At 71.9% G+C, this 12,381-nt stretch carries 11 protein-coding genes; 6 read left to right on the top strand and 5 right to left on the bottom strand.

The genetic code is table 11. The annotated features are described in order from the left end of the window. Positions 1-263 precede the first annotated feature (263 nt). A complete protein-coding gene (locus AB0J33_RS18960; protein WP_363615182.1) occupies positions 264-1,067 on the bottom strand; it encodes an MBL fold metallo-hydrolase in 804 nt (267 codons plus the stop codon). Between the two features lie 138 nt (positions 1,068-1,205). Here AB0J33_RS18960 and AB0J33_RS18955 point away from each other — a divergent pair, with 138 nt between their 5' ends. Continuing rightward, positions 1,206-2,423 (top strand): NADP-dependent isocitrate dehydrogenase, encoded by a 1,218-nt coding sequence (locus AB0J33_RS18955; RefSeq protein WP_357067689.1) that lies wholly within the window; start codon positions 1,206-1,208, stop codon positions 2,421-2,423. A gap of 287 nt (positions 2,424-2,710) precedes the next feature. Here the strand turns inward: AB0J33_RS18955 and galT are convergent, their stop codons facing one another. From galT to AB0J33_RS18935, 4 genes are all read right to left on the bottom strand, one after another. Then, on the bottom strand, positions 2,711-3,787 hold the full coding sequence (gene galT / locus AB0J33_RS18950) for a galactose-1-phosphate uridylyltransferase (RefSeq protein WP_363615180.1): 1,077 nt from the start codon (positions 3,785-3,787) through the stop codon (positions 2,711-2,713). Beyond that, positions 3,784-4,608, bottom strand: a complete 825-nt coding sequence (locus tag AB0J33_RS18945; protein WP_363615177.1) for a DeoR/GlpR family DNA-binding transcription regulator — start codon at positions 4,606-4,608, stop codon at positions 3,784-3,786. The genes galT and AB0J33_RS18945 overlap by 4 nt, the downstream gene beginning before the upstream one ends. Positions 4,609-4,719: 111 nt before the next feature. Next, on the bottom strand, positions 4,720-6,249 hold the full coding sequence (cysC, locus tag AB0J33_RS18940) for an adenylyl-sulfate kinase (RefSeq protein ID WP_363615175.1): 1,530 nt from the start codon (positions 6,247-6,249) through the stop codon (positions 4,720-4,722). Between the two features lie 88 nt (positions 6,250-6,337). Then, positions 6,338-7,852 (bottom strand): glycosyltransferase family 2 protein, encoded by a 1,515-nt coding sequence (locus tag AB0J33_RS18935; RefSeq protein WP_363615173.1) that lies wholly within the window; start codon positions 7,850-7,852, stop codon positions 6,338-6,340. A 238-nt stretch (positions 7,853-8,090) separates the two neighbouring features. Between AB0J33_RS18935 and AB0J33_RS18930 the strand changes: the two genes are divergently transcribed. The 5 genes from AB0J33_RS18930 to AB0J33_RS18910 all read left to right on the top strand — a co-directional run bounded on the left by AB0J33_RS18930 (position 8,091) and on the right by AB0J33_RS18910 (position 12,329). Next, positions 8,091-9,005 (top strand): ABC transporter ATP-binding protein, encoded by a 915-nt coding sequence (locus AB0J33_RS18930; RefSeq protein ID WP_363615171.1) that lies wholly within the window; start codon positions 8,091-8,093, stop codon positions 9,003-9,005. Beyond that, entirely contained in the window at positions 8,998-9,903 is a 906-nt protein-coding gene (locus tag AB0J33_RS18925) for an ABC transporter permease (RefSeq protein WP_363615169.1), read from the top strand. The genes AB0J33_RS18930 and AB0J33_RS18925 overlap by 8 nt, the downstream gene beginning before the upstream one ends. Then, positions 9,903-10,814 (top strand): ABC transporter ATP-binding protein, encoded by a 912-nt coding sequence (locus tag AB0J33_RS18920; protein WP_363615167.1) that lies wholly within the window; start codon positions 9,903-9,905, stop codon positions 10,812-10,814. Before AB0J33_RS18925 ends, AB0J33_RS18920 begins: the two co-directional genes overlap by 1 nt. Before the next feature lie 66 nt (positions 10,815-10,880). Further along, positions 10,881-11,591 (top strand): ABC transporter permease subunit, encoded by a 711-nt coding sequence (locus AB0J33_RS18915; RefSeq protein WP_363615165.1) that lies wholly within the window; start codon positions 10,881-10,883, stop codon positions 11,589-11,591. A 93-nt stretch (positions 11,592-11,684) separates the two neighbouring features. Next, complete coding sequence (locus tag AB0J33_RS18910; protein WP_363615163.1) at positions 11,685-12,329, top strand: hypothetical protein; 645 nt, start codon at positions 11,685-11,687, stop codon at positions 12,327-12,329. Positions 12,330-12,381 lie beyond the last annotated feature (52 nt).

Here is a 12,381-nt window from a genome sequence, read left to right as displayed (position 1 = left end):
CCTCGCTGGCCGCGCCGTTCCTCTCCCCCCCCCTCCCCGGTCAAATTTACACCTCTTCCCCCCCCCCCCCCCCCCCCCCCGGGGGGCGGCCCCCCCCCCCCCCCGCCCCCCCCTCCCGCATCCCACCCCCCCACCCCCCACCCCACCCTGCCCCAACCCCAACCCCACCTCGGTTGATCAAGAGGTTTGCGTCATTACAACCGCGATTCCTGACGCAAACCTCTTGATCAACCAGGTTGGGGTGGGGTTGGGGGGTTAGGGGGTTAGGGGGTGAGGGGGGTGAAGGGGGTGCTTAGGTGGGGGGTGGCCAGGAGGGTGGGGGAGTGGGTGTGCAGGGCGGTCAGCCGGGAGGTGCGGGCGAGGGCCGGGTCCACCTCGTGGGCGTACGCCAGGTCGGGGTCGACGAGTTGCACGGTGTGTACCAGCAGGTCACCGGTGAGCAGCATCCGCTCGTCGGCCGCCGTCACGAGCACCGACTGGTGGCCGGGGGTGTGGCCGGGAGTTGGCAGCAGGCGTACCGCTGGGGTCAGGGAGGTCTCGCCGTCGACCACCCGGAGCTGGCCGGCGGCGCGCAGCGGCGCGATGAGGCCGGCCGGCAGCCCGGGGTTGAGCGTCTCCGCCGCGTCGACTTCGGCGCGCTGTAGCAGGTAGCTCGCGTTGGGGAAGTACGGCCGACCCGGCGTGCCGGTGACCGCCCAACCGATGTGGTCGCTGCGCAGGTGGGTCAGCACGACCGTGTCGACGTCGGCCGGGTCGATCCCCGCGGCGGCCAGCTCGGCGGGCATCCGGCCGGGCACCGGTGCCCAGCTCGCGGCGGGCGCGTCGGCCGGGCCGATCCCGGCGTCGACGAGCGTGACCGGGCCGTCGCCGACGCGGATGGCGAAGCTGCGAAAGGGCAGCCACCACCGCCCGTCGGCGGTCACCGAGCCGGGGTCGCGTCGGTCGGCCTCCCGCCAGTGAGCCGCCGTGGCCTGCGGAAACACCTCGGTACGCGGCTGGAAGAAGGCACCCTCGCCGTCGGTGAGGGCCGTGACCGTGATAGACCCGAGGGTGCGGTTCAGTGGCATCGGACGATGATTCCAGGGCATTCCTGTTCCGCGCAGCCCGGTTTCCGCCGGCCGGTCGAGGCCGGCTGGGGGCTGCCGGCCCAATTGCAGTACGCTCGTACTGCTTGAGCACGTGTCCCCCGAGAGGAGCGCCGGCCGATGGCGAAGATCAAGGTAAACAACCCGGTCGTAGAACTCGACGGCGACGAGATGACCCGGATCATCTGGAAGCAGATCCGGGAGCAGCTGATCCTGCCCTACCTCGACGTCGACCTGCACTACTACGACCTGTCGATCCAGCACCGCGACGAGACCGACGACCAGGTCACGATCGACGCCGCCAACGCCATCAAGGAGCACGGCGTCGGCGTCAAGTGCGCGACCATCACCCCGGACGAGGCCCGGGTCGAGGAGTTCGGCCTGAAGAAGATGTGGCGGTCGCCGAACGGCACCATCCGCAACATCCTCGGCGGCGTCGTCTTCCGTGAGCCGATCATCATGTCCAACGTGCCGCGGCTGGTCCCCGGCTGGACCAAGCCGATCATCATCGGCCGGCACGCCCACGGTGACCAGTACAAGGCCACCGACTTCGTCGTCCCCGGCCCGGGCACGGTGACCATCACCTACACCCCGGCCGACGGCGGCGCGCCGATGGAGATGGAGGTCGCCAACTTCCCCGGCGGCGGCATCGCCATGGGCATGTACAACTACGACGAGTCGATCCGGGACTTCGCCCGGGCCTCGTTCCGGTACGGGCTGGACCGCAACTACCCGGTCTACCTGTCCACCAAGAACACCATCCTCAAGGCGTACGACGGCCGGTTCAAGGACATCTTCGCCGAGGTGTTCGAGACCGAGTTCAAGGACGAGTTCGCCGCCGCCGGCATCACCTACGAGCACCGGCTCATCGACGACATGGTCGCCGCCGCGCTCAAGTGGGAGGGCGGCTACGTCTGGGCCTGCAAGAACTACGACGGTGACGTGCAGTCCGACACCGTCGCGCAGGGCTTCGGCTCGCTGGGTCTGATGACCTCCGTCCTGCTCTCCCCGGACGGCCGGACCGTCGAGGCCGAGGCCGCGCACGGCACGGTGACCCGGCACTACCGGCAGTACCAGAAGGGCGAGAAGACCTCGACCAACCCGATCGCGTCGATCTACGCCTGGACCCGGGGCCTGGCCCACCGGGGCAAGCTGGACGGCACCCCGGCGGTCACCGAGTTCGCCAACACCCTGGAGCAGGTCATCGTCGACACCGTCGAGGGCGGCCAGATGACCAAGGACCTCGCGCTGCTCATCTCGCGCGACGCCCCGTGGCTGACCACCGACGAGTTCATGAACGCGCTCGACGAGAACCTGGCCCGCAAGATCGCCGCCTGATCCAGGCGTACCGCGTCATCGGAGCCCGCCGGCACCCTGCCGGCGGGCTTCGGCGTGTCCGGCCCCGCCGCGCCGTTTGTCGTCACCGCCGTCGGCGCGCCTCGTTGACCAGGATGGACGAGATGCCAGTCGCGTCCAGGAAGGTTGACCTCGGTCGACCCGCGGCACCCGTGCGCCGATCAGCCAGCCTTCCCGGCTGTGCCGTGCACAGCCAGCCGTCCCTTCCCTGCGGGGGGCCCTGTCCCGGGCCCCCCGCGCCCTGTTCCGGCGCTGTGGCCCCGCTCGGCTCAGGCGGCGCGCAGCAGGTCGGCGGCGCGCTCCGGGGAGATGTCGTTGATGAAGACACCCATCCCGGACTCCGAACCCGCCAGGTATTTCAGCTTGTCCTTGGCCCGCCGGATGCTGAACAGCTGTAGGTGCAGGTAGCCCAGCTCGCGGTCGATCCGCACGGGCGCCTGGTGCCAGGCGGAGATGTACGGCATCGGCATGTCGAACAGGCCGTCGAAGCGCCGCAGCAGATCCAGATAGAGCGGCCCGAACGCGTCCCGCTCGCCGTCGCTGAGAGCCGGGATGTCCGGCACCACGCGGCGCGGCGCGACGTGCACCTCGAACGGCCAGCGCGCGGCCGCCGGAACGAACGCCGTCCAGTGTTCGTTCTCGATGACCACCCGGTCGCCGGTGGCGCGCTCGGCGGCCAGCACGTCGGCGTACAGGTTGCCCCCGCCGGTCCGCTCGGCGTGCCGGCGCGCCGCGGCCAGCAGCGCGCGGGTGCGCGGCGTCACGAAGGGGTACGCGTAGATCTGCCCGTGCGGGTGGTGCAGCGTGACACCGATCTCGACACCCCGGTTCTCGAAGCAGAAGACCTGCTCCACACCGGGCAGCGCGCCGAGCACCTCGGTCCGGTCGGCGAGCGCGTCCAGCACGGTGCGGACCCGGCGTGGGGGGAGGCCGGCGAAGGAGGCGTTGTGATCCGACGTGAAGCAGACCACCTCGCACCGGCCCAGGCCCGGCCGCACCGGTGTGAACGGGGTGATCTCCCCGGGCTCCTCGGCCACCCGGCCGCTCAACGACGGGAACCGGTTCTCGAAGACGACCACGTCGTAGTCGGGCGCGGGGATCTCGGTGAGCCGGTCGCCCACCGACGGGTCGAGGGGGCACTCGTCGGCCGGCGGGAGGAAGGTGCGGGTCTGCCGGTGCACGGCCACCGCCACCCACTCGTCGGTCAGCGGGTCGTAGCGCAACTGCGAGGCGGGAGGAGGCGGCGGCAGGTCCCGACGGTCCGGCTGGTCGCGGACCGCGTCGTCGCGCTCGTCGAAGTAGATCAGCTCCCGACCGTCGGCCAGGTCGATCGCGGTGCGCTTCACGGCGCCGTCCCCTCAGTTGTCGGCGTGCGCGTCACGCGGCCCGCCCCTGTCGCCTTCACCATGATCAGTTCGCCCACCTGTTCGCCGAGTACCCGCTGGGCGGGCGGAGGTAGCCGATCGTCACTGACCAGCACGTGCGCCGCGGCCAGCGCGACGATCGAGGAGATCCCCACCGTGCCCCACTTGGTGTGGTCGGCGAGCACCACCAGTTGGTCCGCCGCCGCCACCAGGGCCCGGTCGGTCTCCGCCTCCATCAGGTTCGGGGTGGTGAAGCCGGCCCGTTCGGTGATGCCGTGCACGCCGAGGAAGAGCAGGTCCAGGTGCAGCGACCGAACCGCCCCGACCGCGAGCGGGCCGACCAGCGCGTCCGACGGTGTGCGTACGCCGCCGGTGAGCACCACCGTCTGGTCCGGTCGGCCGCCGGCGTGCAGGATCTCGGCCACCGGCAGCGAGTTGGTCACCACGGTGAGGTCGGGCACGTCCACCAGTCGGCGGGCCAGCTCGGCCGTGGTGGTGCCGGCGGAGAGCGCGATCGCCGCGCCCGGCCGGACCAGTTGGGCGGCCCGGTCCGCGATGGCGGCCTTCTCCGGCAGTTGGCGGACCGACTTGGCGTGGAAGCCCGGCTCGTCGGTGGAACTCGACCCGGTCGTGGTGGCACCACCGTGCACCTTGGCCAGCAGGCCGCGCTCGTGCAGCGCCTCCAGGTCACGCCGGATGGTCATGTCGGAGACGCCGAACTCGCCGGCCAACTCGCTGACCCGGACGCCGCCGGTCGAGCGGACCCGCTCCAGGATGGCCGCCTGCCGCTGCTGAGCGAGCATCCGCCGTGCCTCCCGGGGGTCCACGTACCCTCACGCGGTCAAACGTGTTCCAACAAAGATGAACACTAGCGCGTGGTCGGCAGCGGTGAAACAAACGGGTACGGCGACGCCTCAGGCCGACGCGATCTTCAGCTCCACCCAGCCGGTCTCGGTCAGATGGTGCAGAACGGCCTGCACCGCGTCCGCCACACTCAGATCGGTGGTGTCGAGCACCAGATCGGCGTCGGTCGGCTCCTCGTACGGGTCGTCGATGCCGGTCATCCCGGTGAGCAGGCCGGCCCGTGCCCGCGCGTACAGGCCCTTGCGGTCCCGCCGCTCGCACACCTCGAGCGGAGTGGCCACGTGCACGAGCACGAAACCCGCCCCGGCGGCCAGGGCCATCTCCCGAGCGGTGGCGCGCGCCGCCGCGTACGGGGCGATCGGGCAGCAGATGCCCACCCCGTGGTGGCGGGCGATCTCGGCGGCCACCCAGCCGATCCGCCGGACGTTGAGATCCCGGTCGGCCTTGCTGAAGCCCAGCCCGGCGGACAACTCCCGGCGCACCACGTCCCCGTCGAGCAGGGTCACCGTGCGGTCGCCGCTCTCCCGTAACGCGTCCGCCAACCCGCGGGCGATCGTCGACTTGCCCGAGCCGGAGAGACCGGTCAGGAAGACCACCAACCCCCGGTGCCGACGCGGCGGCCGGGCTCGGGCCAACTCCCGCGCCACGGCCGGCGGGGTGTGCCACTCCGGCAACGGGAAGCCCCGGTCGAGCAGGTCGTCGATCTCCGCCTGGGTCAGCGCGAGCCGACGGTTGCGCGGTGGGATGTCCTCCCGCCAACGCCACTGCCCGTCCCGGTTGTCGTACGCCAGCTCGCGTGGCACCAGCACCCGCAGCCCGGCTCCGGACAGCATCTCCCCGGTGGAGAGCAGGTGGGTGACCCCGTACGCGGCGGAGACCCGGGCGCGCAGCAACGCGTCGCTGATCTCCTCGCTTCGGTGCGACAGCGGCACCGCGACCAGGGTGGCGGGCGGCATCCGGTCCCGGGCGGCGAAGATGGTGCGCACCAGCGCCTCCGGTGGGAGCCCGTCGACGCCCCCCTCACCGACCGGGATCATCACGAGCAGATGGGCGGCCAGGGTGCGGGCGGCGTGCGCGATCTGCGCGAGCTGCGGACGATGCAGCGGTCGGTCGGCGATCACCCCGAGCACCCGGCCCGGGGGCAGCAGCGCGCGAACCTCCTCCGGGCTGCGGCGCAGTCGCTGGAACGGACCGTGCCCACCGTCGCCCAGTCGTCGGACCTGACCGCCCACCCCCGCCACGCCGTCGCGCACCGGCCAGACGTCGGCCACGTCCAGGGCCGCCGCCGGGGCGCCCTCGCCGTCGGTCAGCACCAGGGCCCGACGGGCCGGGTCGCGCGGATCGAAGCTCTGGGCCAGCGCGGCCGGCACCTGGAGAGTGACCGCGACCTGCCACGGCGCGCCGTCGGCCAGCCGGCCGCGTCGGCTGACCGAGATCAGGTCGGCGCGGGTCATGAAGCCGGTCAGAGGGGCGTACGCGCCGGTCAGCAGCAGCTCAAGATCCGCGAGCTCACCGGGACGCGGCGTGTACGCCGGCGCGTCCCGCAGCACCTCGTCGGGCAGCACCCAGCCGTTGCTCATCCACACCCCCCACTCGCTGACCGGCACACAGTTTCGCAGCCGACCGCCGATCGGTCGAGGGCGCCACTCCACGACCCGCGCGGGCGGATCAGCGCTTGATTCGTCGGCCTACCGCCGACCGCACCCGGTTCCAGACCTTCCGCTCGTCGCGGATCCGGGGGCGCGAGCCGTCGGCCCGGCAGATGAAGAGCAGTGGCAGCCGCGCGTCCTCGGTCCAACCCACGTTGGTGATCCGGGCCTTGAGCAGCCAGCTCCCTCTGGTCCGGCCGCCGTTGAGGGCGGCGAAGTCGATCGTCGCGGTGGCCCGGTGCACCAGTTGGACGGTGTCCGCTCCGGCCGCCCCGGTGATCCGCTCGGTCTGGAAGGTCACCGGAAGGAAGATTTCGTCCCCGGTCTCCCGGCGGCGGGCCACCAGGTCCAGGCGGGCCTTGCGCACCTGCGCGGTGGAGTCGAGCACCTCGGGTGCGATCTCCTCCATCGGGAGCACCAGCACGTCCCGGCCCTCGTCGACGCGGAAGCCGACCGGCTGGTCCGCGGAGCGCAGTTCGGCGGTGACGGTCACCGTCACGGCGCGGTCGTCGCGGCGGAACTCGGCGATGGTGCCGTGCGCGGCGATGCGCGCCTCCCAGCGGGCCAGCCTGCGCAGGTCCGCGACGCGGCCCCGCTCGGCCAGGTACGCCACGGCGCGGAGCAGGGGCGGCAGCCCGGCGGCGACACCCGGGGCGAAGCGGTCCTGGATGACCTTCTGGGTCTCCAGCGCGACCTGCTCCAGCCATGCCTCGGGGGCGTTCAGCAGCCGCTTGCCGCGCAGGCGGCTGAGCATCTCGTTGCGCAGCCAGCGCCGGTGCAGCCGGTCCCGCAGCGGACCCGGTTCGGTGTGCGCGTCGACGATGTCCAGCGCGTCCCGGACGCTCTCGAAGTAGCTCGACGGCTCCAGCAGGGCCGCGGTGACGTTGCGCGCGTCGGTCCGCTGGACGTGGTGGTAGCAGGTGTAGTCGGACAGCACCGAGGTGCGGCGGGACAGGAAGTACGCCCGTACGACCACCGAGTGGTCCTCCAGCCGACGCTTGCCGCCCTCCGGAAACCGCAGGTCGTGCTCGTTGAGAAACGCGCGCCGGAACAGCTTGTGGCAGGTCAGGCTGTCGATCAACGGCGAGTTTTCCAGGGTGGCGTCGAAGCGGTTCTTCCGGAACAGCTCGCGCGGCACGGGTCGCCCGTACCCGGCCATCTTCCCGACGACGATGTCCGCGTCGTTCGCCTTCGCGCAGGCGTGCAGCCGCTCCAGCGCCTCGTCGGCGAACCAGTCGTCGTCGTCGGCGAAGAAGACGTACTCGCCGCGGGCGTGCTCGATGCCGAGGTTGCGCGGGCGCGACGGCCAGCCGGAGTTCTCGATGTGCAGCACCCTGATGTGCGGGTGCTCGGCGGCCAGCCGGTCCAGGCGCTCGGCGGTGTCGTCGGTCGACCCGTCGTCGACGAAGATCGCTTCGAACTCGTCGGCGGGCAGTGACTGGCGCAGTAGCGAGGCGGCGAGCTTCTCGATGTGCGGGCCGCAGTTGTACGCCGGCACCACGACGCTCACCTTCGGGACGCCCACCTCGGCCATCAGGATTCCTCCCGCGTCGTCGGTCGATCACCCGGCGGGTCGATGCCTGGTGAACGGGAGGTGAATGGTGTCACCCCGGAAGTCTCTTTCCCGAGGCGGGGTCGGGCCGAACGCAGGACCGGCGGAAACGTCGCGGGCGCCGGGCCGGAGACCTTAGGGGTCGGTGGCGACAAGGATCAGGGGAGCGCCGGGGGCGCGCCGGTGTCCGTGCTGGGCATCGACTCCCTACGCTGGGCGCGTGACACTGATCGCGACCCAGTCGCTCACCAAGACGTACGGAGGTCGGGTCACCGCACTCGCCGACCTCACCGTCGCCGTCGAGCCCGGGATCATCGGCCTGGTGGGCGCGAACGGCGCCGGCAAATCCACGTTGATCAAGATTCTGCTCGGCCTGATCCCACCGACCAGCGGTCGGGTGTCGGTGCTCGGCATCGACCCGACCGCCGACCCGGCGGCCGTCCGCACCCGAGTCGGCTACATGCCGGAGCACGACTGCCTCCCACCGGACCTGTCCGCCGCCGAGCTGGTCACCCACCTCGGCCGGATGAGCGGCCTGCCCCGCACCGCGGCTCGCGAGCGGGCCTCGGAGGCGTTGCGGCACGTGGGGCTCTACGAGGAGCGCTACCGCCCGGTGGGTGGTTACTCGACCGGCATGAAGCAGCGCGTCAAGCTGGCCCAGGCCCTGGTGCACGACCCCGACCTGCTGTTGCTCGACGAGCCGACCAACGGGCTGGACCCGGCCGGCCGCGACGCCATGCTGGCCCTGGTCCACCGCATCGGCACCGAGTTCGGCATCTCCGTGCTGGTCTGCTCGCACCTGCTGGGCGAGGTGGAGCGGATCTGCGACACGCTGATCGCCATCGACGGCGGCCGGCTGCTGCGCGCCGACAACATCTCCGCGATGACCTCGGCCACCGACGTGCTCGCGGTGGAGGTCAGCGAGGGCACCGAGGAGCTGGCCGCCCGGCTCGCCGAACTGGACCTGCCGGTCGCGCGGGACGGGCGACTGCTGCTCGTGCCGCTCGCCGACGACGGCACCTACGACCTGATCCTCGGCGCGGTCGCCGAACTGGACCTGCCACTGCACCGACTGGACCAGCGCCGGCACCGGGTGGCCGAACTCTTCGCCACGAGGGAGCTCACCCATGCCTGAGCCGTCCACCGCCGCCGTGCGCACCGCGCCGGCCGGCGTGATCCACGACATCGGCTACCAGCGCTACGAGGGTCCGCGGCTGGGCCGGCGGCACGTCTTCGGCGCACTCTACCTGCACGGGGTGCGCACCACGTTCGGGTTCGGCCGCAGCGCCAAGGCCAAGATCTTCCCCTGGCTGGTGGTCGGCATCGTCACCCTGGTCGCGGTGGCCCTGGCCGCGATCCGCAGCCAGATCGGCGAGCCGGTCGCCACGTACGCCCAGTTCGCCGACGCGATGAGCTGGCTCGTCATCTTCTTCGTCGCGGTCGTCGCTCCGGAGTTGGTCTCCCGGGACCTGCGCAGCGGTGTGCTGCCGCTGTACTTCTCCCGGCCGCTGCCGCGCGCCGACTACGCACTGGCCAAGCTGCTGGCGCTGGTCACCGCCCTCTGGCTGCTGCTCGGCGGGCCGCAGCTGCTGATGTTCCTGGGTGCCGCGTTCACCACCAAGCAGGGCATGCGCGGGGTGTGGAACGAGCTGCTCGACCTGCTGCCCGGGCTGCTGTACGCCGGCCTGTGGGCGGTGGTGTTCGCCTCGATCGGGCTGCTGGTCGCGTCGCTGACCGGCAAGCGCGCCTTCGCCGCCGGTGGGGTGGTGGCGGTCTTCCTGATGACCACCCCGATCGTCGGCGTGCTGAGCATCCTGCCGTCGCGCACCGCCAACGAGCTGGCCGGGCTCGCCTCGCCCTCCACGCTGGTGCAGGGGGTGGGCATCTGGTCGCTGGGTGACCTGCTGGTCGAGGGCGATCCGGGCGAGATGATGATCGGCCGGTTCGGCCCGGTCTACGCCCTGGCCGCGGTGCTGCTGGTCGCCGGCGCGACCGCCCTCCTGCTGGTCCGCTACCGGAAGGTCGCCTCCTGATGAGCACGCTGAACCTGACCGGGGTGTCCCGCTGGTACGGCAACGTGGTCGCGGTCAACGACATCAGCATGGCCCTGGGGCCGGGCGTGACCGGGCTGCTCGGCCCGAACGGTGCCGGCAAGACCACGCTGCTGCACATGATGGCCGGGTTCCTCGCCCCGTCGCGCGGCACGGTCACCCTCGACGACGAGCCGACCTGGCGCAACCCCGACGTCTACCGGCGGCTGGGGCTGGTCAGCGAACGGGAGGCGGTGCAGGGTTTCCTCACCGCGTACGAGTTCGTGCTGGCCAGCGCGAAGCTGCACCGATTGGCCGATCCGGCGGCGGCGGCCCGCAGGGCCATCGACCTGGTGGAGTTGGAGTCGGCGCAGGACCGCCGGATCGGCACGTACTCCAAGGGCATGCGTCAGCGCGCCCGGGTGGCCGCCGCGCTCGTGCACGACCCGCAGGTGCTGCTCCTCGACGAGCCGTTCAACGGGATGGATCCGCGCCAGCGGCTGCACATGATGCAGCTGCTGCACACCCTGGGTGACGCGGGCCGGACGATCCTGTTCAGCTCGCACATTTTGGAGGAGGTCGAGCAGGTCTCCGGGACGGTGCAGGTGATGGTGGCCGGTCGGTTGGCCGCCTCCGGCGACTTCCGGACCATCCGCCGTCTGATGACCAACCGCCCGCACGTCTTCGCGGTGCGCTCCACCGACGACCGGGCGCTGGCCGTCGCGCTGATCGCCGAGGCGTCGGTGAGCGGGGTCGAGTTGGAGCCGACGGGCCTGACCGTGCGGGCCGGCGACTACGGCGCCTTCACCCGTGCGCTGCCCCGGATCGCGCTGGACAGGGGCATCCGGGTGCGCCAGCTGGTGCCGTCCGACGAGTCCCTGGAGAGCGTCTTCTCCTACCTGGTGGAGGCCTGACGGTGAGTGCGAGGAGTGCACGAGCGCAGCGAGTGAGCCCCGCAGTCACGAACGAAGGACGATGACATGTCGACTGTTACCTGGATCACCGCGCGCGGGTTGTTCGGCCGCCGGCGGTTCCTGCTGCTGCTTCCACTGCCGTTGGTGCTGCTCGCGCTGGCCGTGCTCTGCCGGTCGCTGGGGGTGGACCCGGGCGAGTGGGGGCCGCCGGTGCTGGTCGGCCTCGGGCTTGCCGTGGTGCTGCCGGTGGTCGCGCTGATCATCGGCACCGGTGTGCTCGGCGCCGAGATCGACGACGGCACGGTGGTGCACATCCTGACCAAGCCGCTGCCGCGCTGGCAGATCGTGCTGCCGAAGCTCGCGGTGGCCGCCGGGGTCACCGCGGCCACCGTCGCGGTGCCGCTCTACGTCGCGGGCGTGCTGGCCGATTCGGTACGCCTCGGTCTGGCACTGGCGCTCGCGGGGGCGCTCGGCGCGCTGGCGTACTCGGCGTTGTTCCTGGCGCTGAGCCTGGTCACCAGGCGGCCGGTGCTGCTCGGCCTGGTCTACGTGTTGATCTGGGAGGGCCTGCTGGGCAACTTCGTCAGCGGGACGAAGGTGCTCTCCATCCAGCAGTACGTGATCGCCCTCGCCGACCGGCTGGCACCCACCGGGCTGCTGGAGACCAGCGTGTCGGTGCCGGTGGCGTCGGTGATGACCGCACTGGTCAGCGTCGGCTTCACCGTGCTGGCCATCGACCGCCTGCGCTCGTTCAGCGTGGCCGGGGAGACGAGCTGAGAACGGCTCGCCCCGGTGTTCCGGCCAGCCACCGCCCGGCGGTAGGGCTGGCCGGATGGACTGGTGGGGGCGCCGCACGCCAGGCTGGTGCACGTGAGTGTCGAAGCGGAGCAGACGTCGTTGGCTGAGCCGTACTCCCGGAGCAGCCGACCGTGGCTGACCAGCCTGGCGGTCGCCGGGCTGGCCTGCGCCACGGTCGCCACGGCCGCCCAGGGCAGCGGCCAGTTCCACTGGTGGGCGGTGTTCATCCTGATCCCGGCCGCGTTGATCGCGGCCAGCGGCGGCCCGTTGCTGGCCCGGGGCGGCGGCCGGGCCTTCGGCGGGTACATGCTCGCCTGCGTCGGCACGATGGTCTTCGCGGTGGGCGCGCTACTGATGTTCGGCGTGATGGGACGGGGTTGGCCGCTCATGGTGGTGCTGCCCTGCCTGGCGGTCGCCGGCACCTACGGGTGGCGGGCTGCCCACCCGTTGGCCCGGGGCCTGCACCGGGCGGTGGCCCTGCTCGCGTTGACCGGCGCGTTGCTCGGCCTGACCCTGCAACTGATCCGGGTGGATCTGATCCACCTCGAAACCGGCTGGTGGGGCGCGTTCCTGATGCTCGCCGGGGCCATCGTGCTCGGCAATGCCGGCGAGCTGACCCGGCACCGGATGCCGTACCGGCTCCAGGCGATCACGCTGCTGGTGGGGCCCGCCGTGGTCGCGTTCCTGCTCGGGCTGCGCTTCCTGCGCGGCTGGTGACGGCCCGTCCGCCGCCGCCCGGGGGGAGCGGCGGCGGACGAGGCCGGCTCAG

It is taken from the genome of Micromonospora sp. NPDC049645 (assembly GCF_040675155.1).
Classification (GTDB): domain Bacteria; phylum Actinomycetota; class Actinomycetes; order Mycobacteriales; family Micromonosporaceae; genus Micromonospora.
Note: the sequence above shows the minus strand (reverse complement) of the source record. Positions and strands in the feature narration are given on the sequence as shown.